The sequence below is a fragment of the Thauera sp. 27 genome, assembly GCF_000310125.2.
GTDB classification, from domain to species: Bacteria; Pseudomonadota; Gammaproteobacteria; order Burkholderiales; family Rhodocyclaceae; genus Thauera; species Thauera mechernichensis.
In genome coordinates this window covers 49,918-71,240 of sequence record NZ_AMXB01000023.1, presented here as the reverse complement: position 1 = coordinate 71,240, position 21,323 = coordinate 49,918, and the positions used below count along the sequence as shown (strand labels likewise).

The 21,323-nt window shown below is 62.6% G+C and carries 20 protein-coding genes; 17 read left to right on the top strand and 3 right to left on the bottom strand.

The window, feature by feature from the left end; translation table 11 throughout:
• Positions 1-213: 213 nt before the first annotated feature.
• On the bottom strand, positions 214-1,884 hold the full coding sequence (locus B447_RS13450; protein WP_002941023.1) for a sigma-54-dependent Fis family transcriptional regulator: 1,671 nt from the start codon (positions 1,882-1,884) through the stop codon (positions 214-216).
• Between the two features lie 254 nt (positions 1,885-2,138).
• Here B447_RS13450 and B447_RS13445 point away from each other — a divergent pair, with 254 nt between their 5' ends.
• The 8 genes from B447_RS13445 to B447_RS13410 all read left to right on the top strand — a co-directional run bounded on the left by B447_RS13445 (position 2,139) and on the right by B447_RS13410 (position 8,519).
• Entirely contained in the window at positions 2,139-2,474 is a 336-nt protein-coding gene (locus B447_RS13445) for a 2Fe-2S iron-sulfur cluster-binding protein (protein WP_002941022.1), read from the top strand.
• Positions 2,475-2,751: 277 nt separating this feature from the next.
• A complete protein-coding gene (locus B447_RS13440) occupies positions 2,752-3,015 on the top strand; it encodes a phenol hydroxylase subunit (protein WP_002941020.1) in 264 nt (87 codons plus the stop codon).
• Between the two features lie 30 nt (positions 3,016-3,045).
• The gene (locus B447_RS13435) at positions 3,046-4,041 is read left to right on the top strand and encodes an aromatic/alkene monooxygenase hydroxylase subunit beta (RefSeq protein WP_002932128.1); all 996 of its coding nucleotides are present in this window, start codon (positions 3,046-3,048) and stop codon (positions 4,039-4,041) included.
• 13 nt (positions 4,042-4,054) lie between these two features.
• Positions 4,055-4,324: an MmoB/DmpM family protein gene (locus B447_RS13430; protein ID WP_002932127.1), complete on the top strand. Its 270-nt coding sequence runs from the start codon at positions 4,055-4,057 to the stop codon at positions 4,322-4,324.
• 21 nt (positions 4,325-4,345) lie between these two features.
• The gene (locus B447_RS13425; RefSeq protein WP_002932126.1) at positions 4,346-5,899 is read left to right on the top strand and encodes an aromatic/alkene/methane monooxygenase hydroxylase/oxygenase subunit alpha; all 1,554 of its coding nucleotides are present in this window, start codon (positions 4,346-4,348) and stop codon (positions 5,897-5,899) included.
• Positions 5,900-5,961: 62 nt separating this feature from the next.
• Positions 5,962-6,321 (top strand): phenol hydroxylase subunit P4, encoded by a 360-nt coding sequence (locus B447_RS13420; RefSeq protein WP_002932125.1) that lies wholly within the window; start codon positions 5,962-5,964, stop codon positions 6,319-6,321.
• Between the two features lie 79 nt (positions 6,322-6,400).
• Positions 6,401-7,456 (top strand): NADH:ubiquinone reductase (Na(+)-transporting) subunit F, encoded by a 1,056-nt coding sequence (locus B447_RS13415; protein WP_002941018.1) that lies wholly within the window; start codon positions 6,401-6,403, stop codon positions 7,454-7,456.
• A 133-nt stretch (positions 7,457-7,589) separates the two neighbouring features.
• Positions 7,590-8,519: a catechol 2,3-dioxygenase gene (locus tag B447_RS13410; protein WP_002941016.1), complete on the top strand. Its 930-nt coding sequence runs from the start codon at positions 7,590-7,592 to the stop codon at positions 8,517-8,519.
• Positions 8,520-8,593: 74 nt separating this feature from the next.
• Here B447_RS13410 and B447_RS13405 read toward each other — a convergent pair whose 3' ends face one another.
• Positions 8,594-9,310: an FCD domain-containing protein gene (locus B447_RS13405; RefSeq protein WP_002941012.1), complete on the bottom strand. Its 717-nt coding sequence runs from the start codon at positions 9,308-9,310 to the stop codon at positions 8,594-8,596.
• 160 nt (positions 9,311-9,470) lie between these two features.
• On the opposite strand from B447_RS13405, the gene B447_RS13400 reads away from it, so the two are divergent.
• From B447_RS13400 to B447_RS13385, 4 genes are all read left to right on the top strand, one after another.
• A complete protein-coding gene (locus tag B447_RS13400; protein WP_002932116.1) occupies positions 9,471-9,908 on the top strand; it encodes a GlcG/HbpS family heme-binding protein in 438 nt (145 codons plus the stop codon).
• A 123-nt stretch (positions 9,909-10,031) separates the two neighbouring features.
• Positions 10,032-10,955: an acetaldehyde dehydrogenase (acetylating) gene (locus B447_RS13395; RefSeq protein ID WP_002941010.1), complete on the top strand. Its 924-nt coding sequence runs from the start codon at positions 10,032-10,034 to the stop codon at positions 10,953-10,955.
• 27 nt (positions 10,956-10,982) lie between these two features.
• Complete coding sequence (gene dmpG / locus B447_RS13390; protein ID WP_002941008.1) at positions 10,983-12,014, top strand: 4-hydroxy-2-oxovalerate aldolase; 1,032 nt, start codon at positions 10,983-10,985, stop codon at positions 12,012-12,014.
• Between the two features lie 29 nt (positions 12,015-12,043).
• Positions 12,044-12,235, top strand: a complete 192-nt coding sequence (locus B447_RS13385) for a 2-hydroxymuconate tautomerase (protein ID WP_002941006.1) — start codon at positions 12,044-12,046, stop codon at positions 12,233-12,235.
• An 11-nt stretch (positions 12,236-12,246) separates the two neighbouring features.
• Here B447_RS13385 and B447_RS13380 read toward each other — a convergent pair whose 3' ends face one another.
• Entirely contained in the window at positions 12,247-13,137 is an 891-nt protein-coding gene (locus B447_RS13380) for a LysR substrate-binding domain-containing protein (RefSeq protein ID WP_002941004.1), read from the bottom strand.
• A 215-nt stretch (positions 13,138-13,352) separates the two neighbouring features.
• On the opposite strand from B447_RS13380, the gene B447_RS13375 reads away from it, so the two are divergent.
• The 5 genes from B447_RS13375 to B447_RS13355 all read left to right on the top strand — a co-directional run bounded on the left by B447_RS13375 (position 13,353) and on the right by B447_RS13355 (position 21,093).
• Entirely contained in the window at positions 13,353-14,999 is a 1,647-nt protein-coding gene (locus B447_RS13375; RefSeq protein WP_002941002.1) for a DUF1302 domain-containing protein, read from the top strand.
• Between the two features lie 30 nt (positions 15,000-15,029).
• On the top strand, positions 15,030-16,382 hold the full coding sequence (locus B447_RS13370) for a DUF1329 domain-containing protein (protein WP_002941000.1): 1,353 nt from the start codon (positions 15,030-15,032) through the stop codon (positions 16,380-16,382).
• 136 nt (positions 16,383-16,518) lie between these two features.
• The gene (locus tag B447_RS13365) at positions 16,519-17,640 is read left to right on the top strand and encodes a WD40/YVTN/BNR-like repeat-containing protein (protein WP_002940999.1); all 1,122 of its coding nucleotides are present in this window, start codon (positions 16,519-16,521) and stop codon (positions 17,638-17,640) included.
• Positions 17,637-20,036 carry an efflux RND transporter permease subunit gene (locus B447_RS13360; RefSeq protein ID WP_002940996.1) on the top strand — a complete coding sequence of 800 codons (2,400 nt, stop codon included), beginning with the start codon at positions 17,637-17,639 and terminating at the stop codon, positions 20,034-20,036. The genes B447_RS13365 and B447_RS13360 overlap by 4 nt, the downstream gene beginning before the upstream one ends.
• A gap of 16 nt (positions 20,037-20,052) precedes the next feature.
• Entirely contained in the window at positions 20,053-21,093 is a 1,041-nt protein-coding gene (locus B447_RS13355) for a universal stress protein (protein ID WP_002940995.1), read from the top strand.
• Positions 21,094-21,323: the final 230 nt, after the last annotated feature.

Here is a 21,323-nt window from a genome sequence, read left to right as displayed (position 1 = left end):
CCGCCCTCGTGAAAGTAGGTCATCGTCAGACTAACCCACAAAAACAAAGCCCTGCTCTCAAAAGAAAGCAGGGCTTTGTTACGTCAACGCGCCGAATAAACATAAACGCCACCCACAACTCGCTCGAAAACAGCCGCAAAAGCCTCCATCGACACCAGGCAGATCAGTCCCGCAACCGCCACGCCTCCCGGCGATGCCTCCAAAGCCCGAACCTCAGCACAACCTCTTCTTCAGGCGGTAGTTCAGCTGAGGACGCGTCATGCCAAGCAGGCGGGCCGCTGCCGATAGATTGCCGCCAGCGCGTTCTACCGCTCGATTGAGCAGGGCTTGCTCGAATGCATCGAGCTCGATGCCGCTGTCGAGTACGGCGTCGGGCAGGTCGATGCTGTTTGTCTGCTGCATGGTGTCTAGACTTCCGCTCGCGTTCAGCTGTTGCTGTAAGCCGGACTCCGGTGCTGCGCCGATGAAAAGGTGCTCCACTTCGACAAGGCCATTGAGCGGTGCGAGGATCACGCCGCGCTCGATCACGTTTTCCAGTTCGCGCACGTTACCGGGCCAGCTGTGGTTCTTCAGGGCGTGCATTGCTTTGTCGCTGATGCCTGACAGGCGTTTGCCGTGCAGTGTCTCGAAGCGTCGCATCATTGCTTCGACAAGCGTGGGGATGTCTCCCACCCGCTCGCGTAGTGGTGGGATCGTGACTGGGTAGACGTTGAGGCGGTAGAACAGGTCCCGACGGAAAGTGCCCGCATTCACCGCACGCAGCAGGTCGACGTTCGTAGCTGCTACCAGGCGAACATTCACCTTCCGAGTGCGTTCATCGCCGAGGCGTTCGATTTCACCCTCCTGGAGTACTCTCAGCAGCTTTGCCTGGGCGGAGAGGGGGAGTTCTCCGACTTCGTCCAGAAAGAGGGTGCCACCGTCAGCGCGTTCGAACTTGCCGGCTCGTGAAGCGTGGGCGCCTGTGAACGCTCCTCGTTCAACCCCGAAAAGCTCGGACTCGATCAGCTCGTCCGGGAGCGCTGCGCAGTTAACCGCGACGAAGGCGGCATCCTTGCGGGGACTGAGCTCGTGCAGCGTGCGTGCGAAGCGCTCCTTGCCTACGCCTGTTTCGCCGAGCAACAGTACGGAAACGTTGGTGACCGCAGCGCGCGCGACGAGGTCATAGGCGTGAAGGAAGCCGGCCGAGTTGCCGATCAGATCGGGGGTCTTGCGCGGACAGGCGATGGTCCTGCGCATGGCTTCGATTTCCTCACGCAGTTCAAGCAGGCGCCCAACGATGGAGTCGGCCTCGAAATAGGGGCGCAGCTGGTCGGCATCCGGCCATTCCTCAACCGGTTTGCCAACGATGCGGCAGTGCTCGACTCCTGTGGCGGCACATTCGACTTCGCGGAACAGAATGAAACGGCCCATGAACGCGCTCGTATAGCCTGAGGCGTACCCGATCATCATCCAGCACACCGGGTTCTCGACCTCGCCGAAAGCCTGGACATGTGCTTCTGCTTCCCACGAGTGGTGCCAGATGAATTCGCCGTAGAAGGTACAGCCCGGCTGATTGATCTCGAGACGAACGGGTTCAACCCGGGCACAGCCTTCCAGCATGTGGAGCTGAGGCCCCATTACGAAGGCCTCGGCGGGGTCGGCCGAGCCGCGCGTGCGGCGAGATAGCTCCGCATCGCGCATACCCGATGCGAAGCCCATGCGGGTGAGGATGCGCCGTGCCTGCTCCTGTCCGACCGACGCGATGAGCTCCTTGCGTAACTCCGAGAGTGCGCCGGCATGCAGCAGCAGCATACGGTGCTCGCCCAGCCAGATCAGTCCTTCTTCCGGGGCAAACTTGAGCAGGCCGCGTAGGTCGGTGCTCTCCGGGTAATGGATGGAACTCAAGCCTCTCCTCCTCGTCCTGCCTCAATGCCCACTCTCCGGCGAGCCCTTGGTGTTCGCGTAGCGGTACGCGACACGTCATTCGGGAGCTTACCTGACACACGGGTACAGGAGAACTCCAGCGTTGTTCGAATAGTAAGCAAAATCTCGAGAAAAAGGAATTGGTGGTATATTTCTTGAGTGGGGTTGTGGTGAGAAGGTGCGGTGCACGTTCTGCTCACACCTGTACGACAAGAATGGCGAGGAGGAGGAGCAAAGTGGTAGAGAAGTTTTCGGTATTGATCGAGGACAGCGGTGAGTTCGTGCGCTGTGGCGCGGACGATAACGTGTTGCGGGCGATGGAAGTCTTGGGGCGCAAGGGCATTCCGGTGGGCTGTCGCGGTGGTGGCTGCGGCGTCTGCAAGGTGCGGGTGACCGCCGGCCGTTACCACACGCGCAAGATGAGCAGGGCCTGCGTAAGTGAGGCGGAAGAGGCGGTCGGGATTGTTCTTGCGTGCAAGCTGTTCCCTGACAGCGACCTCGAGCTCAAGGTGGAGGGCAAGATGTTGAAGGCGTTGAAGAGGCCCGCGGTGGATGGGCCAAGGCAGGCGTAGTCCGGGCCTGCTCGGGTTGCGAAAGGGCTGGTACGCGTTGGCGTACCAGCCCTTTTTTCATGGTGCATGGCAATAAATGGAATTGATCAAATGATCAAGCGAGTTTTCTGTTTGAGCATTTCATCAACAGGAATCTTCCTCCGTCTCCGCTGTAAATCTCGAGAACACGGCTTAGTGCGCGTAAATGCTCGGAGTTGTGAGATTGGCACGGAATTTGTTTAGCTTCCAGCAGAAGCACCCCAGCATTCACCAGTTCGAACGGGAGGGACCTCGCCAAATGGACAAGCAAGCGCCTGTGATCGACGTCAGTAGAAAGTACGTGCGCCTCATCGAGCGGAGACCCGACGGTTTCATCGAGTTCGAGTTTGCGATCGGAGAGCCGGATCTGTTCGCCGAGATGTTGCTTCCAGCCGAGGCGTTCAAGGCGTTCTGCGAAGCCAACGAGGTCATCCATCTCGGTCCTCGCGAGGCCTCGGACGTGGCCGAGAACGCCGACTGGAACTGGAGCCTGCACCAGGCAACCCACCAGCGATTCCGTTGAATCGCTTACGAATCATAAGGAGGAGAGTTCATGCAGATCGATTTGCGCACGGTGTCAATCAAGCCTTTGCGGCACACCTTCGACAACATCGCACGCCGCATTGGGGGCGACAAACCGGCGTCGCGTTATCAGGAAGGCACGCTCGACATGCAGCAAACGGCCAACTTCCATTACCGGCCGACCTGGGATCCTGAGCACGACATTTACGATGCCTCGCGTACCGCGATCAAGATGGCGGACTGGTATGCGTTCAAGGATCCACGCCAGTTCTACTACGGCGCCTACACCATGGCACGCGCCAAGCAGCAGGATACCGCGGAGGCGAACTTCGACTTCGTGGAGAACCGTGGTCTGGCTGCGACGCTGCCTGAATCGGTGCGAGAGACCGTGCTCAAGGTGCTGCTGCCGCTGCGCCATGTCGCCTGGGGTTCGAACATGAACAATGCCAGCGTTTGTGCCTACAGCTACGGTACCGGCTTCTCGCAGCCACACATCTATCACGCGATGGACCAGCTCGGCATCGCGCAGTACATCACCCGTGTCGGCTTGCTGCTGGGCGATGTCGAGTCGCTCGAGGAGGCCAAGCGGGCCTGGGTGGAGGACGACGCCTGGCAGGGGCTGCGCCGTTACGTCGAGGACACCTTCGTCATCAAGGATCCGGTGGAGTTGTTCGTCGCCCAGAACGCTGCGCTCGACGGCCTCCTGTACGCGCTGGTGTACGAAACCATCATCGACGATGTGCTCTCGTCGCAGGGCGGCACGCCGGTGGCGATGCTCACTCAGTTCATGACCGACTGGTTTGCCGAAACCCGTAAGTGGGTCGATGCCACAGTGAAGATCGCGGCCAGCGAGTCGGCGGAGAACAAGGCTGTCATGGCCGGCTGGCTGACGCACTGGCGCGACCGTGCTGCTGCCGCGCTGCTGCCCGTTGGCCGCATTGCATTGGGTGATCGCGCCGACGAGGCCCTGGCCGAGGTGGTCCAGCAGTTCAATGCGCGCATGGCCAAGGCCGGCGTCACCCTCTGAGGAGAGCTCCCGAATGTCGACCGTATTCCTTGCTTTGCAGACCAACGAGGAAACCCGCCCGATCATCGAGGCGATCCTGCAGGACAACCCCGGCGCTGTCGTCGATGAGCAGCCCGCGATGGTGAAGATCAACGCCGAGCGCGAACTCATCGTTCGCCGCGAGACGATCGAGGAGATTACCGGGAACGACTACGACCTGCAGTCGCTGCAGGTCAACATGATCACGATGTCGGGCAACCTCGATCAGACCGACGACGAAATCCGCCTTTTCTGGAAGGCCTGAGGGACATAGGAGACTCCGCACATGGACATGCAAGTTGCCAAGAAGAAGCTGGGCCTGAAGGAACGCTACGCGGTGATGACGCGCGGTCTGGACTGGACGCCGTCTTACCAGAAGATGGAGGACATCTACCCTTACATGCAGTACGAGGGGATCAAGATCCACGACTGGGACAAGTGGGAGGATCCGTTCCGCCTCACCATGGACGCCTACTGGAAGTACCAGGCCGAGAAGGAGCGCAAGCTGTACGCGATCATCGACGCCTTCAACCAGAACAACGGCCACCTCAACGTCACCGATGCGCGCTACGTCAACACGGTCAAGCTGTTCATCAGCGGCATCAGCCCGCTCGAGTATGTTGCGCACCGTGGCTTTGCGCATGCCGGCCGCGCCTTCCCCGGCCCCGGGCCGCGCGTCGCCTGCCTGATGCAGTCGCTCGACGAGATCCGCCATGCCCAGACCCAGGTGCACTCGATCTCGAACTACAACAAGTACTACAACGGCATGCACGACTTCCACCACATGCATGACCGCGTGTGGTTCCTGTCGGTGCCCAAGAGCTTCTTCGACGACGCCATCACCGCGGGCCCGTTCGAGTTCATGGTCTCGATCGGCTTCTCGTTCGAGTACGTGCTCACCAACCTGCTGTTCGTGCCCTTCGTCTCGGGCGCCGCCTACAACGGCGACATGGGTACGATGACCTTCGGCTTCTCGGCGCAGTCCGACGAGGCGCGCCACATGACCCTCGGCCTGGAGGTGATCAAGTTCATCCTCGAGCAGGACCCCGCCAACGTGCCGATCGTGCAGCGCTGGATCGACAAGTGGACCTGGCGCGGTTATCGCGTCCTGACCCTGGTGGCGATGATGATGGACTACATGCTGCCCAAGCGCACGATGAGCTGGAAGGAAGCCTGGGAGGTGTACTTCGAGGAGAACGGCGGTGCGCTGTTCAAGGACCTCGCCCGCTACGGCATCACCATGCCCAAGTGCGCCGAGCAGATCGCGCTCGAGAAGGATCACCTTTCGCACCAGGCCTGGAGCACTTTCTACAACTACGCCGCCGCTGCCAACTTCCACACCTGGATGCCGGATGAGGACGAGATGGCGTGGCTGTCGAGCAAGTACCCGGAGAGCTTCGACAAGCATTACCGCCCGCGCTACGAGTTCTGGCGCGAGCAGGCCGCCAAGGGCAATCGCTTCTACAACAAGACGCTGCCGATGCTGTGCCAGACCTGCCAGATTCCGATGCTGTTCACCGAGCCGGGCGACCCGACCAAGATCTGCTATCGCGAGGTCGATTACAAGGGCGACAAATACCACTTCTGTTCCGACCACTGCAAGGAGATCTTCGAGCACGAGCCCGAGAAGTACGTCCAGTCCTGGCTACCGGTTCACCAGATCTATCAGGGCAACTGCTTCCCCGAGGGTACCGATCCCACCGTCGAGGGCTTCGATCCGCTGGCAGCCGTGCTGAAGTACTACAACCTCGAATTCGGTCGTGACAACCTCGACTTCGACATTTCCGAGGACAAGAAGAACTTCGCCGAATGGCGTGGCCAGGCGACGAAGAACGCTTGATCGTCCACCGCGCCGGGTACGAAGGTGCTCGGCGCAACAAGGACTTAGCTAGGAGACAAGACATGGCTGTTGCCGCTGTTTCGAAATACGAATTCGCCCCCGCCGACACCCAGGACAAGTTCCATGGTGCCCAGTTGCTCTACATCGGCTGGGAGGACCACCTGCTGTTCTGTGCCCCGTTCTGCTTCCCGTTCCCACCGACGATGCGCTTCGGCGACGTCGTCGCCGGCCCGATGCAGGCCGCCTTCGGCTACCACCCGGACTTCGCCCGGATCGACTGGAGCACGGTGGAGTGGCTGAAGTCGGGCAAACCGGTCGTGCTCGACTTCGACAAGTCGCTCGCCGACAACGGGCTCAAGCACAAGGACGTGATCCGCTTCCGCACGCCTGGACTTGCTGGCATCAAGGGGTCGTGCAGCTGACGCCGAGCAGAAATGGCAGCCCGTTCTGGCGGGCCGCCATCGGCATCCGGTGGAGAACGGAAAGGAACGGGAACGGATCATGAGCTACGAACTGACCATTGAACCAATCGGCCAGACGATCGAAGTGGAGGAGGGCCAGACCATCCTCGACGCTGCACTGCGCGCCGGCATCTGGCTGCCTCATGCCTGTTGCCACGGCCTGTGCGCAACCTGCAAGGTGCAGGTGATCGACGGCGAGGTCGACCACGGCGAGGCGTCGAGCTTCGCGCTGATGGATTTCGAGCGTGACGAGGGCAAGACCCTGGCCTGTTGTGCGCGTCTCGAGTCCGACGTGACGATCGAGGCCGAGATCGATGAGGAGGCAGACGCGGAGTCGATCCCGGTGCGCGACTTCCCCGGTACCGTGACCCGCATCGAAACGCTCACACCGACGATCAAGGCGGTCTTCATCGAGACTGACGAGCCGATGCATTTCCAGGCTGGCCAGTACATCAACTTCTTCCTCGAAGGCGGCGAGTACAGCCGTGCCTTCTCGCTGGCGAACCCGCCTTCGAGCGGACGCGAGGTCGAGCTCAACATCCGCGTCGTCCCGGGTGGCCGCGGCACCACCTGGATCCACGAGCAGCTCAAGGTCGGCGAGCGTGTGCGCCTGTCCGGTCCCTACGGTCGCTTCTTCGTGCGCAAGTCGACGCCCGAGGCGCTGCTGTTCATGGCCGGCGGCTCGGGGCTGTCCAGCCCACGCTCGATGATCCTCGATCTGCTCGAGGCGGGCGATACGCGGCCGATGACGTTGGTGTATGGGCAGCGCAACCGCAGCGAGCTTTATTACCACGACGAGTTCCTCGCGCTCGCCGCGAAGTACCCGAACTTCACCTACGTCCCGGCCTTGTCCGACGAGCCGGCCGACTCGGCGTGGAAGGGTTTGCGCGGCTATGTCCATGAGGCCGCGGCGACGCACTTCAACAATGACTTCCGCGGCCACAAGGCCTACCTGTGCGGCCCGCCGCTGATGATCGACGCCTGCATCACCGCACTCATGCAGGGACGGCTGTTCGAGCGCGACATCTTCATGGAGAAGTTCTTCTCCGCGGCCGACGTCCAGCAGGTTCGCAGCCCGCTGTTCAAGCGCATCTAGTGCGAGGCGCCGGCGTGGCCGGCATCCGATTGCGCAGGGGAAAGGGCCTCAACCGCTGCGCGCAACATCGAGGCAATGCAAGGCGCCGCCGGCCGTCGGCCGGGGCGAACAATCACGAAGGAGGGACATACCTATGGCAATGACTGGCGTTCTGCGTCCGGGCCACGCTCAGATCCGCGTTCTGGACCTTGAAGAAGGCATCAACCACTACGGCAAGGTGCTCGGCCTGATCGAGACGGGCCGTGACAGCCAGGGCCGGGTGTATTTCAAGGCCTGGGACGAGCGTGACCACAACAGCGTGATCCTGCGCGAGGCCGATACGGCCGGCATCGACTTCTTCGGTTTCAAGGTCGCCGACCAGGCCACCCTGGACAAGCTCGATCGGGACCTTCAAGCCTATGGTCTGAAGACCGAGCGTATCCCCGCTGGCGACTTGCTCGAGACCGGCGAGCGCGTGCGTTTCGAGGTGCCGTCAGGGCACCAGATCGAGCTCTACTGGGAGAAGAGCGACTACGGCACCGATGACACCTACACCAATCCGCCGCCCTGGACCGATGAGGCCGAGCGTGGCATCGCGCCAATCCGGCTCGATCACTGCCTGCTCTACGGTCCGGACATCGAGAAGGTGCAGGACATCTTCTGCAAGGTGCTCGGCTTCTATCTCGTCGAGCACGTGATCATGGAAGACGGCAAGACCGACCTGGCGATCTGGCTGTCGTGTTCGACCAAGGCACACGACATCGCTTTCGTGCGTCACCCCGAGCCGGGCAAGTTGCACCACGTCTCGTTCCTGCTCGAAAGCTGGGAAAAGGTGCTGCGTGCGGCCGACATCATGTCGATGAACAAGGTATCGATCGACATTGGTCCGACGCGTCACGGCATCACCCGCGGGACCACGATCTATGCCTTCGATCCGTCCGGCAACCGCTTCGAGACCTTCTGCGGCGGCTACCAGTGCTATCCCGACTGGAAGCCCGTCCGGTGGACGTGGGACGAGGTCGGCACGGGGATCTTCTACCACGACCGCAAGCTCAATGAACGCTTCCTGACGGTCGTGTCCTGAGCGCTTCGCCTGCTTCCCACAGGCTCTGGCCCCGCGGCGCGGCATGCGTCGCGGGGGCGGTCAGCACGGCGGGCTCAGAGCTTCTTCTTGCCGGTGAAGAAATCCGTCGGCATGCGCTTGACTGCATCGAGCGTGCGCAGGATGTGCTCGGTCAGGATGGAGGTTGCGCGCGTCGTATCGCGCGCAAGCGTTGCATCGAACAGGGCCTGATGCTCGGCGTGGATGTCGCGCTCGATGGGTTGGCGGAACAGGCTGATCCTGCGATAGCGCTCGGACTGTTGATAGAGGATGTTCTGGAAATGGCGGATCCAGCGCGAGGGCGAGGCCGAGATCAACGCCTCGTGGAAGGCGCGGTTGCGCTTCTCCCACTCTTCGGTGGTGCCCGGGTCGTGGTCGGCCAACTTCTCTTCTGCGCGCGACAGGCGGTGGAATGCGGCGACGACGCTGGCTTCCCAGTCGTCGCCACCGAGCGTGATCGACTGGCGCAGGGCCTCGGTCTCGAGCAGCACGCGGGTGCGGGTGATGTCTTCGAAGTCGGCGATGGAGATGGGCGCGACGCGGAATCCGCGCTGGCCCTGTGTCACCACGAGCGCGTCGGTCACCAGCAGCAGCAAGGCCTCACGCAGGGTTCCTGCGCCGACGTCGTACTGGTCCTTGAGGTGCTCGACGCGGAGTTTTTCGCCGGGTGCATGGACGCCTTCGATGATGTCGCGCCGCAGACGCTGGTAGGCGCCCTCGACCAGGGTTTTGGGTTCGGCAGCGGCATTCGACAACAGGGCGGCTTCGCTCATGATGGCTGAAGGTAATGGTGCGATGTAGCTGGATTCTAGCCCACTGACGTCTTGTTCGCAGGCTTAATCAAATCTCGAGAAAAATGCTTGACGTCGATAAAATGCTCGATTACCTTCGTCAAGCCGTCACAGTGACCCGCCATTGCCAGGAGCACCGAGGATGAAGATTGCAGTTCAGCAAGCCACGATCAGCTGGGAGTCAGCTCATGTAGCCGTACGCGCGGCGGTCGAGTGCGCTGTCGAGCTTGGCGTCCGCATCAACGTCGGCGTCGCCGACTCGGCAGGAAACCTGGTCGCATTCCTGCGCATGCCGGGCGCCTTTCCGCAGTCGATCGGGATCGCCATCGACAAGGCGCACACCGCTGCAGGCTTTGGTTTCCCCACTGCAGACTGGATGAAGATTGTCGGTGACAACGAGGGCATGAAGTTCGGCTTCTCGGCGCGCCCCGGCCTGGTGGTGTTTGGCGGCGGCCTGCCTGTCCGTGTCGATGGGCAGCTCGTCGGCGGTATCGGCGTATCCGGGGCGTCGGAGGAGCAGGACAGTGTCTGTGCGCGGGCAGGGCTGATCGCCATTGGCGCTGACGATGTTCCGCTGTAGTGAGTGGCTGGCTCCCCTCCAGTCCAAGGTTTGCAGTCGTGCGGCGGTCCGCCGTGCCTCTCCCTCTCCCCTGACCGCCGCACGGTCTGCATTCTCTCGAGATTCAAGAAACAGGAAGACGTCATGAACAAGATCAAATGCGCCCTGATCGGTCCGGGCAACATCGGTACCGACCTGCTGTACAAACTCAAGCGCAGTCCGGTGCTCGAGCCGGTGTGGATGGTGGGCATCGACGCCAGCTCCGAAGGCCTGGCGCGTGCGCGCGAGCTCGGCCTCAAGACCACCGCCGAGGGCGTCGACGGCCTGCTGCCGCACGTGCTGGCCGACGGCGTGCAGATCGCCTTCGATGCCACCTCGGCCTATGTGCACGCCGAGAACAGCCGCAAGCTCAATGAACTGGGCGTGCTGATGATCGACCTCACCCCGGCGGCGATCGGCCCCTTCTGCGTGCCGCCGGTGAACCTCGCCGAGCACGTCGGCAAGGGTGAAATGAACGTGAATATGGTCACCTGCGGCGGCCAGGCCACGATCCCGATGGTCGCGGCCGTCTCCCGCGTGCAGCCGGTGGCCTACGGCGAGATCGTCGCCACCGTGTCCTCCAAGTCGGCCGGCCCCGGCACGCGCAAGAACATCGACGAATTCACCCGCACCACCGCGGGCGCGGTCGAGAAGGTCGGCGGCGCCAAGCAGGGCAAGGCCATCATCATCCTCAACCCGGCCGAACCGCCCTTGATCATGCGCGACACGGTGCATTGCCTCACCGAGACCGAGCCCGACCAGGCGGCGATCACCGAATCCATCCACGCCATGATCCGCGAGGTGCAGAAATACGTGCCCGGCTACCGCCTGGTCAATGGCCCGGTGTTCGACGGCAAGCGCGTCTCGGTGTACCTCGAGGTCGAAGGCCTGGGCGACTACCTGCCCAAGTACGCCGGCAACCTCGACATCATGACCGCGGCCGGTGCGCGCACCGCCGAGATGTTCGCCGAGGAGATCCTGGCCGGTCGCCTCAAGCTTGAATCCAACCGCGCCACGATGGTGGCCTGAGCGCCCCGGCCACAAGGAGAGATGAACATGGAACTTCGCGGCAAGAAAGTCACCGTGCATGACATGACCCTGCGCGACGGCATGCACCCCAAGCGCCACCTGATGACGCTCGAGCAGATGAAGACCATCGCCTGCGGCCTGGACGAGGCGGGCATCCCGCTGATCGAGGTCACCCACGGCGACGGCCTGGGCGGCAGCTCGGTGAACTACGGCTTCCCGGCCCACAGCGACGAGGAGTACCTGTCTGCCGTGATCCCGCTGATGAAGCAGGCCAGGGTGTCGGCGCTGTTGCTGCCGGGCATCGGCACGGTCGATCACCTCAAGATGGCGCACGAACTGGGCGTCTCCACCATCCGCGTGGCCACCCACTGCACCGAGGCAGACGTCTCCGAGCAGCACATCGGCTACGCCCGCAAGCTCGGCATGGACACCGTCGGCTTTCTGATGATGGCGCACATGAACAGCCCCGAAGGCCTGGTCAAGCAAGCCAAGCTGATGGAGCGCTACGGCGCCAACTGCATCTACGTCACCGACTCGGCCGGCCACCTGCTGCCCGACACGGTCAAGTCGCGCCTCAGTGCGGTGCGCGATGCGCTCAAGCCCGAGACCGAGCTCGGCTTCCACGGCCACCACAACTTGGCCATGGGCGTGGCCAACAGCCTGGCCGCGCTCGAAGTCGGCGCCAGCCGCATCGACGCCGCGGCCGCTGGCCTGGGGGCCGGTGCGGGCAACACCCCGATGGAAGTGTTCATCGCGGTGTGCGACCTGATGGGGATCGAGACCGGCGTGGATGTGTTCAAGATCCAGGACGTGGCCGAGGACCTGGTGGTGCCGATCATGGACTTCCCGATCCGCATCGACCGCGATGCGCTCACGCTGGGCTACGCCGGCGTGTATGGCTCCTTCCTGCTGTTCGCCAAGCGCGCCGAGAAGAAGTACGGCGTGCCCGCGCGCGAGATCCTGGTCGAGATGGGCCGACGCGGCATGGTCGGCGGCCAGGAGGACATGATCGAGGATACGGCGCTCAACCTGGCCAAGGCGCGCGGCCTGGCGGCCTGAACCGCAACGACAACCCGGAGGAGAACACGATGCCGCTGGCAGAAATCACCATGATCGAAGGCCGTACCGAGGACCAGAAGCGGGCGGTGATCGCCAAGGTCACCCAGGCGCTGGTCGAGGCGGTCGGCGCACCGGTCGAGACGGTTCGCGTCATCATTCGAGAGGTGCCCAAGACCAACTGGGGTATCGGCGGAGTATCGTTGAAAGACCTCGGGCGCTGACCTAACCGCTTTCATGTTGCGGCGTGGGTACGGACGATTTCCAGAAAGGATTGCAGGATCGGCGACTGATCTCCCTCCCGATAGAGACAGCTCAGATCCACCCGGCCATGCTTGGGCAGGTCTTCGATCGGCAGGTACACCACGCCGCGCAAGGCCAGTGCGGTGGCGGATTCCGGCACCAGGCAGACGCCGAATCCACTGGCCACCAGCGCCACGCCGGTCACCGCGTCACCCACTTCCTGTGACACCTCGGGCACGAAGCCCGCTTCGTGGCACAGGCTCATCACCTTGTCGACAAAATTCGGCCGTGCGCCGGTGGGGAACAGCACCAGGGGGTGTGCTGCCAGCTCGCTGAATTTAACGCTTGACTGGCGTGCCAGCGGATGGCTTTCGTTTACCGCCACCAACAGCACTTCGGTGGTGACCAGTTCGGCAGCGATGTCGGCAAGCGGGGCCACCATGCGGTTGAAGCCGACGTTGATGCGGCGCTGGCGCAGGGCTTCGATCTGTTCGCCCTTGGTCATCGTATGCAGCACGATCTTGACGTCCGGATAAGTGCTGCGAAAGCGCAACAGCAGGCGGGGAATTTCACCCAGGATCGCGGAGCCGAAAATGGCCACGTCAAGGCGGCCGAGCCTGCCCTGGCCGGCGCGCTGGGTGCGCTCGGTGGCTTGCTCGACCACGGCGCGAATGTTGCGTGCTTCGTCCAGAAACAGCTCGCCCGCTGCCGTCAGCTCCATGCCGCGCGGCGTGCGCAGGAACAGCTTCACACCGAGCTCTTCCTCCAGTTGCTGGATCTGCCGGGTCAACGGTGGTTGTGAGATGTGCAGCCGTGTGGCGGCGCGGCCGATGTTCTCCTCCTCGGCAACCGCAATGAAGTAACGCAGGTGGCGAAAGTCCATGTGCAAACCCCCAAAGGTGTGAGCGCAATGTTAATACCTGGAAGGTATTGTTGAGGGGATTTAATGGTATTGGACGGTAATTCTCCTGCTCGATAAGGTTCGCATCATCCTCCTGGCCTCGTGTCTGGAGTGCACAAAAAACATCGTCGTGACTGATCGAGGAGGAAGACATGAAGGATTACGCATCCCGCCCTTGTGGCAACCCTGAAGTTTCCATGCGCCGCATCACCCTGGCGGTCGCAGGTGCCTGCGCTGGCCTGAGCATCGCGGGTACCGCGTTTGCGTTTCAGATCGACACCGGCAACCCCGACGTTCGCCTGACTTGGGACAACACGGTGAAATACAGCGCTGGCTGGCGCGTTCGCGGGCAGGATTCGAGCGTGGCCGACAATTCGATCGGTCCTCAGATCAACACCAACGACGGTGATCTGAACTTCGGCCGTGGCTTGATTTCCAGCCGCCTCGATCTGCTGTCTGAGCTCGACTTCCGCTACAAGCGCAACTACGGCTTCCGCGTCAGTGGCGCGGCCTGGTATGACGACGTGTACAACCGCTCCAACGACAATCCCGGTTTTGCCGGCGGCGCCTTGATCAATCAGCGCTCGGCGAAGTACAACGAGTTTGCCAGGCAAACCGAGAAGCTGCACGGGCGTAAGGCCGAGTTCCTCGATGCCTTCGTGTATGGCAGCTTCGCCCCAGGTGGCATGAACCTGAACGCCAAGGCCGGTCGCTTCACCCAGCTGTATGGCGAGAGCCTGTTCTTCGGTTCCAACGGTATTGCCGGTGCGCAAACGCCGCTCGACCTGGCACGCGCGCTGTCGGTGCCCAATTCGCAGTTCAAGGAAGTGGCGCGCCCGGTGGGGCAGGTGTCGGCGCAGCTGCAGATCAACGCCGATGTGACGGTGGGCGCTTACTACCAGACCGAGTGGCGCAAGTCGCGCCTGCCGGCCTCGGGCAGCTATTTCAGTTTTGCGGACTTCGTCGATGAGGGTGGGGATGCGCTGATTCTTGGGCCTGGTGCTGAGGTGCACCGCGGCAAGGATATCGAAGCGAAGAACTCGGGTCAGGGGGGTGTGCAGGTCAAGTTCAAGGCTGGCAACGCCGAGTATGGCCTCTATGCCGCGCAATTCCACGACAAGATGCCGCAGTTCTATGTTCGTCCCGGTGTCAATCCTAAGCCCGGCTTCATTGGCGACTACGTGATGGTCTACGCCGAAAACATCCGCACCGTGGGCGCGAGCTTCAGCACCCTCGTGGGCGAGACCAACGTCGCCGGTGAATTGTCCTTCCGCGACAACATGCCGCTGGTGGGCAGTGGCATCACCATGATCCTGCCGGGCGATACCAAGTCCGATGGCTACAGCAACGCCGCCTTTCCGGTGGGCCGCACCATGCACCTGAACCTGTCCGCGATCAGCGTGCTGGGTGCCAGCTCGATGTGGGATGCTGCCACCTTCATCGGTGAGTTCGCTTACAACCGCCGCCTCAAGATCACCGACAACGCCGATCAGCTCGACCCCTCGGCTACCCGTGACGCCAGTGCGATCCAGTTCGTGTTCACCCCGGAATATTTCCAGGTGACTCCCGGTGTCGACCTGCAGGTGCCGATTGGTTTGAGCTACGGCCTGGCCGGGCGCTCCTCGGTCAATGGCGTGCTGTTCCCGGCAGAGAAGGGCGGCAATGTCAGCATCGGCGTCAAGGCGGATTATCAGCGCACCTGGCAGGCCAGCCTGAACTTCACGCACTACTTTGGCCCGGCCGGCTCGGTGATCAAGTACGACACCGCGGTGCCCGAGCTATCGTACAGGAACTTCCATCGTGATCGCGACTTCATTTCGTTGTCGATCCAGCGCACGTTCTGATTCAGAAAAATCGAATAAAGGAGACGAAACATGATGAAGCTCAAGATGATCTGTGTGGCGCTTGGCGCCGTGCTGCTGAGCGTGGGCGCAGCCCAGGCTGCGGTGACCACCGAAGAGGCTGCGAAGCTGCAGACCACGCTGACCCCGCTGGGCGGGGAGCGTGCAGGCAACGAGGACGGCAGCATTCCGGCATGGACGGGCGGGATCACCAAACCGCTGCCCGGCCCGATGCTGGGTGACATTCCCACGTCGATCTTTGCCGATGAAAAGCCGCTGTTCCAGGTGAACGCCGGCAACATGACCCAGTACAGCGAACTGCTTTCCGACGGCACCAAGGCCTTGCTGCAGAAGTACCCGGATAGCTTCCGTCTCGACGTGTTCCCGACCCACCGCACTGCAGCCGCACCGCAGCGGGTGTATGACAACGTTGCGAAGAATGCCACCCGCTGCAGCACCACCGACGGTGGCTACTCGCTGCAGGGCTGCATCGGCGGCACGCCCTTCCCGATTCCGAAGGAAGGGGTGGAGGTGATGTGGAACTACCTGCTGCGCACCGAAGCGCCGTCCATCGAGTACCGCTTCAAGAACATCGTGGGCAACTCGGATGGCTCGCATACGCTGGCAACGCGTAACGAGATTTCCTTCCAGTACCCGCCGTTCTATGAGGACGCGACCCCGGAAAGCTGGTCGGGTGAATATGCGCTGCTGCGCTTCAACACGCTCGAGCCGCCGTTCAAGGCCGGTGAGTCGCTGGTGATCCGTGACAGCATCGACCAGAAGAACGCGCGTCAGGCCTGGCAGTATCTGGTGGGGCAGCGCCGTGTGCGTCGTGCGCCGACGGTGGCATACGACACCCCGGACTTCGTGGCGTCGGGTGCCAACTACTTCGACGAGGTGCAGGGCCTGTTTGGCTCACTCGATCGTTATGAGTGGAAGCTGATCGGCAAGCAGGAAATGCTGGTGCCCTACAACAACAATGGCTTTGTGGGCGCGCCGCTCAAGGATGCCTTGTCTAAGCATCACCTCAACCCGGATCACGTGCGTTGGGAGCGTCATCGCATGTGGGTGGTCGAGGCCACGGTGGCACCGGGCAAGCGCCATGCGGTGCCCAAGCGTCGCTACTACGTCGATGAGGACACCTGGCTGGTGTTGCTGATGGACGGCTACGATGCCGAAGGCAAATTGTGGCGGACCACCCAGGTGACCCCGTTCGTGGTGCCGTCGATTCCGGCAACGCTGATCAAGACCGCCACCGTGTTCAACCTGCAGGCCAACACCATGAGCGTGATCCAGGCGCTCAATGATGAAACCTTCAAGGTGGTGCCGCGCCGGCCCGAGACCTACTTCACCGGTGACGCAGTCGCCGCTGATGCCTCGCGCTGACCGGTAACGCATCGCGGTTTCCTGCCAGCCCGCAACCGGGCTGGCAGGTGCAACTTCACTCCTGATACGCCTGTTCGAGCGCACTGCCTGCAGCGGCAAGGTGCTGCGTTGCGGGTGTTGCGAACGAGTAAGCACCATGGTTTCCAAGAGTTTTGGTGGTGGGCGCCTGATGCGCCTTGCCGCTGAGTTTTCCCTTGTCTGGCTGAGCGCTGGCTCGCTGGCGATGGCGTCCACGCACAAGGTGCCGGACCTGCTTGAACTGCCGGCGCGGATCGATGTTCGCGCCCAGCATGCACTGCAGCTGTCGGTTGCCCGGGCGGGCGAGCGTCTGGTGGCGGTCGGCGTGCGCGGCAACGTGCTGCTCTCCGACGACCAGGGCGGATCCTGGCGCCAGGCCGGCGCAGTGCCGGTCAGCGTGGCGCTGACGGATGTCAGCTTTGCCTCCGCCAGCAAGGGCTGGGTCGTGGGGCATAGCGGGGTGATCCTGCACACTGCGGACGGCGGCGAAAGTTGGGTTCGCCAGCTCGATGGCATCCAGGCTGCACAGCTGGCGCTGGGCGAGGCCAATGCCCGCCTGGCCGCAGGCGACGAGTCTGCAGCACGCGCCGTGCGCGACGCCGAACGCATGTTGGAAGAAGGCCCCGACAAGCCCTTTCTCAGCGTGCATTTCGTTGATGAGCAGCGCGGGTATGTGGTGGGCGCCTATGGCCTGGCGCTGATGACGCTTGATGGCGGTAACAGCTGGAAGTCGTTCGCTGGGCGTATCCCCAACCGCCGCGGCAACCACCTGTATCAGATCCAGAGCCAGGGCGAGGACGTCCTCATTGTTGGCGAGCAGGGGGTGGTGTTTCGCTCGCGGGATGCGGGCGAGCAGTTCTCTGCGATCTCCACACCTTATCCGGGCACCTTCTTCGGCCTGGTCATGATTGATGCCGACAGCCTGCTGGCCTTTGGCCTGCGCGGTAACGCCTGGGCCACCCGCGACGGGGGTGATACCTGGACGCAGGTGCCGATCGATCAGGAAATCACCCTGACCAGCGGGCGTCGCCTGGCCGACGGTTCCATCGTGCTTGCCGATGAAAGCGGACGACTGCTGCGCAGCACGGACGGTGCGCGCAGCTTCGTGGCGGTGCCCGAACATCCCGCCAGCGGTCTGACCGGTATGGTTCAGACGCCTGCTGGTGACCTGGTCCTATCCGGCGCGCGCGGCCTTGTCCGTGTCGAGCACGCCAAACTCGTGGCGGAAGCAAAGCGATGAGCGCAGCACACATCCTCTCTGCACCGGCCGCTGCCGTCAGTCTGCAGGGCTTCGATCCTCGTTCGGGCTCCTGGCTCGAGCGCCTGCTGTTCAATAACCGTGCTGTGGTGCTGGCGCTGTGCGTGCTGGTCACGGCCATCCTCGGCTACAAGGCGCTGGGGCTGACGCTGAATGCGGCGTTCGAGAAGATGATTCCGACGAGTCATCCCTACATCGTCAACTACCTCGACAACCGCAGCCAGCTCGCCGGCATGGGCAACAGCCTGCGCATTGCGGTCGAAGCCAGGGAGGGCGACATCTTCGATGCGGAATATCTCGACACCGTGCGCAAGCTCAGTGAAGAGCTGTTCCTGATGCCCGGCGTCGATCGTCCGTTCATGAAGTCCTTATGGGCGCCCGCGGTACGCTGGACCGGGGTCACCGAAGAGGGTCTGGATGGCGGGCCGGTGATTCCCGATGATTACGACGGATCGCTCGAGAGTCTGGAGCAGGTCCGGGTCAACATCGAACGCTCGGGCGAAATCGGCCAGCTCGTGGCCGGCAACTACCAGTCGAGCGTGATCCTGGTGCCGCTGCAGGAGCGCATTGCCGAAACCGGCGAGCGCATCGATTACCATGCCCTTTCCCAGCGCCTCGAAGAACTGCGCAGCAAGTACGAGTCCGACCGCATCAGCATATACATCACCGGGTTTGCCAAGGTGGTGGGCGATCTGATCGAAGGTCTGCGGCAGGTGATGGTGTTCTTTGCCGCCGCAATCGCGATCGCCACTTCGGTGCTGTTCTGGTACACGCGCTGCCTGCGCAGCACGCTGCTGGTCATGCTGTGTTCGCTCACTGCGGTGATCTGGCTGTTTGGCCTGCTGCCCACGCTGGGTTACGAGTTGGATCCATATTCCATTCTGGTGCCGTTCGTGGTGTTTGCCATTGGCATGAGCCACGGCGCACAGAAGATGAACGGCATCATGCAGGACATCGGCCGCGGGACGCACAAGCTGGTGGCAGCGCGTTATACCTTCCGTCGTCTGTTCCTCACCGGCATGATCGCGCTCATCACCGACGCCATTGGTTTTGCGGTGTTGATGGTGATCGACATTCCGGTCATCCAGGACTTGGCGGTGACCGCGAGTCTTGGGGTGGCGGTGCTGATCTTCACCAACCTGATCGTGTTGCCGATCGTGCTCTCTTACACCGGTGTAAGCGCATCGGCCGCACAGCGCAGCCACGAGGCCGAGCGCCTTGAGGCCAGCGATACCGAACACACACGGCACCCGTTCTGGGCCTTCCTTGATCTGTTTACGCAGAAGAAGTGGGCCACCATTGGCGTGCTGGCCGGCGTCGGGATGGGGGTGGTGGGTCTGCTGGGCGGCGCGCAGTTGAAAATTGGCGACACCGATCCGGGCGCGCCCGAGTTGCGTCCCGACTCGCGCTACAACATGGACAACGCCTTCATGGGCGCCAACTATGCGGCCAGCAGCGACGTGTTCATCGTCATGGTGAAGACGCCGCAATATTCCTGCGGGCAGTACGACACCCTGATGGCGGTGGATGCGCTCGAGCGTGAGCTGCAGCAGTTGCCGGGCGTGGAAGGCACCAGTTCGCTGGCGGGCCTGGCCAAGGTGGCCAACGCCGGGATGAACGAGGGCAGCCTGAAGTGGTTCGAGATTCCGCGCTCGCAGGACATGCTCAACGCCATCATCACCCGTGCGCCGCGCGAGATGTTCAACCAGAACTGCGACCTGCTCACCGTTTATGCCTATCTCAAGGACCACAAGGCCGACACCCTGGCCAGCGTGGTCAGCACGGTGGAGGCTTTTGCGGCGCAGTATGGTTCGGACAACATCCGCTTCCTCAACGCGGCGGGTAACGCAGGGATCGAGGCAGCCACCAACATCGTCGTTGAAGAAGCCAACACCCAGATGCTCATCCTGGTGTATTGCGCAGTCATCGTGCTGGCCTTCATCACCTTCCGCTCATGGCGTGCGGTGGTGTGTGCGGTGCTGCCGCTGATGGTCACCTCGGTGTTGTGTCAGGCGCTGATGGTGTGGCTGAACATTGGTGTCAAAGTGGCGACGCTGCCGGTGATTGCGCTGGGCGTGGGCATCGGTGTCGACTACGCCTTGTATGTGATGACGGTAGTGCTGGCGCGCATGAAGGAGGGCATGAACCTGTCCGAGGCCTATTACAGGGCGTTGTTGTTCACTGGCAAGGTGGTGGTGATGACGGGCATCACCCTGGGCTTGGCTGTGGCCACCTGGGCGTGGTCGCCGATCAAGTTCCAGGCAGATATGGGCATCCTGCTCGCGTTCATGTTCGTGTGGAACATGCTCGGCGCGCTGATCCTGCTCCCGGCACTGGGGCATTTCCTGCTGCGGCCCAAGAAAGTCGTCGTGGTCTGAACGAGGGAGACAAGACATGTATCGACACCTGCTGGTGCCGCTCGATGGTTCGGAGCTGGCGACGAATCTGGTGACCCAGGCGGTGGCCTTTGCCGTCAGCCTGGGGGCGAAGATCACTTTTTTCACCATGCGCGCCGATTACGGCGCCAGCGGTGACGGCGCGCTAGCGAGGTCGCTTTCGCCCGAGCATTTTGCCGAAGCCGAGATGGGCGACTCCAACGCCATCCTGGCCAAGGCGCTGGCGGCCGCCGGTGCCTTCAAGCTGGAATGTGATGGGGTGGCCCGCACCGGGAGCCGGCCGTACGAGCTGATCCTGGAGGTGGCTGAAGAGAAGGGCTGCGACCTCATTTACATGGCGTCGCACGGACGCCGTGGCCTGAAGGCGCTGATTCTCGGTTCGCAAACGCAGAAGGTGCTGGCGCACGCGACCCTGCCGGTGCTAGTGGCCACCGTCGAAGCCAATGCGCCGGCTGCGGCCGGTGAGGCTGCGATCGGCGTCATCAAGGACGAGCACCGCGCGATTGCCGCCGTCACCAACGGGCTGCGCCACATCGCCCAGCAGGCGCGCTCGGGTGCGGAAGTGGACCTGCAGTTGCTGGAATCGATGCTGCATTACATCCGCGCTTTTCCCGAAGCCCTGCATCACCCCAAGGAAGAGCAATACCTGTTCGCCCGGCTTGCGCAGCGCACCGACGAGTTTGCCGAACTGATCGCGAGCCTCGAAGCCGAGCATCGGGTAGGCGGCGCCCTGCTGGCCCGGCTCGAGTCTCAGCTTTTGCAGTTGCGTGCTGCCGGTGCGGTCATGTCGGTTCCCGCGCGAGCAGAACTGGGTGAGGCGGTGGAAGCCTTTGCCAAGGCCCAGTGGCAGCACCTCAACGCCGAAGAAAAGCTGATCCTGCCTGCGGCGCAGCGCCACCTTAGCAGCGAAGACTGGGCGCAGATCGAATCCGCGTTTCGTGAAAACGGCCCGCTCAGTCGGGGCTCGGAGTACGACGAGGCCTTTAGGCGCCTGTTTACCCGGCTGATGAATCTGAGCGCTGCCGAGGGCCGGTACTGAACCTTGTTGAGCGTGCCGGCGTTGTAAGGGTTCCGAAAGGGGATCCGGATAGGCTGGCCGGCTGCTCGCGGTGTGTGTTGAAGTCCCCTGATGACGGCGACTCCCAGCTGGAAAGCGAGCGTGATTTCATCGCGCCAGCGAACGACAGGACTACACTGGCGAGCTCAGACAAACGGCCGGATGCGTCACGACGATGCGGGGGAGTCGCCGCCTGGATCGTGCCGATACAG

Bases quoted from the DNA above. Each gene is read 5' to 3' on its own strand.
- B447_RS13440 (WP_002941020.1), top strand. From the start codon at position 2,752: ATGGACAAGCAAGCGCCTGTGATCGACGTCAGTAGAAAGTACGTGCGC.
- B447_RS13435 (WP_002932128.1), top strand. From the start codon at position 3,046: ATGCAGATCGATTTGCGCACGGTGTCAATCAAGCCTTTGCGGCACACC.
- B447_RS13430 (WP_002932127.1), top strand. From the start codon at position 4,055: ATGTCGACCGTATTCCTTGCTTTGCAGACCAACGAGGAAACCCGCCCG.
- B447_RS13425 (WP_002932126.1), top strand. From the start codon at position 4,346: ATGGACATGCAAGTTGCCAAGAAGAAGCTGGGCCTGAAGGAACGCTAC.
- B447_RS13420 (WP_002932125.1), top strand. From the start codon at position 5,962: ATGGCTGTTGCCGCTGTTTCGAAATACGAATTCGCCCCCGCCGACACC.
- B447_RS13415 (WP_002941018.1), top strand. From the start codon at position 6,401: ATGAGCTACGAACTGACCATTGAACCAATCGGCCAGACGATCGAAGTG.
- B447_RS13410 (WP_002941016.1), top strand. From the start codon at position 7,590: ATGGCAATGACTGGCGTTCTGCGTCCGGGCCACGCTCAGATCCGCGTT.
- B447_RS13405 (WP_002941012.1), bottom strand. From the start codon at position 9,310: ATGAGCGAAGCCGCCCTGTTGTCGAATGCCGCTGCCGAACCCAAAACC.
- B447_RS13400 (WP_002932116.1), top strand. From the start codon at position 9,471: ATGAAGATTGCAGTTCAGCAAGCCACGATCAGCTGGGAGTCAGCTCAT.
- B447_RS13395 (WP_002941010.1), top strand. From the start codon at position 10,032: ATGAACAAGATCAAATGCGCCCTGATCGGTCCGGGCAACATCGGTACC.
- dmpG (WP_002941008.1), top strand. From the start codon at position 10,983: ATGGAACTTCGCGGCAAGAAAGTCACCGTGCATGACATGACCCTGCGC.
- B447_RS13385 (WP_002941006.1), top strand. From the start codon at position 12,044: ATGCCGCTGGCAGAAATCACCATGATCGAAGGCCGTACCGAGGACCAG.
- B447_RS13380 (WP_002941004.1), bottom strand. From the start codon at position 13,137: ATGGACTTTCGCCACCTGCGTTACTTCATTGCGGTTGCCGAGGAGGAG.
- B447_RS13375 (WP_002941002.1), top strand. From the start codon at position 13,353: ATGCGCCGCATCACCCTGGCGGTCGCAGGTGCCTGCGCTGGCCTGAGC.
- B447_RS13370 (WP_002941000.1), top strand. From the start codon at position 15,030: ATGATGAAGCTCAAGATGATCTGTGTGGCGCTTGGCGCCGTGCTGCTG.
- B447_RS13365 (WP_002940999.1), top strand. From the start codon at position 16,519: ATGGTTTCCAAGAGTTTTGGTGGTGGGCGCCTGATGCGCCTTGCCGCT.
- B447_RS13360 (WP_002940996.1), top strand. From the start codon at position 17,637: ATGAGCGCAGCACACATCCTCTCTGCACCGGCCGCTGCCGTCAGTCTG.
- B447_RS13355 (WP_002940995.1), top strand. From the start codon at position 20,053: ATGTATCGACACCTGCTGGTGCCGCTCGATGGTTCGGAGCTGGCGACG.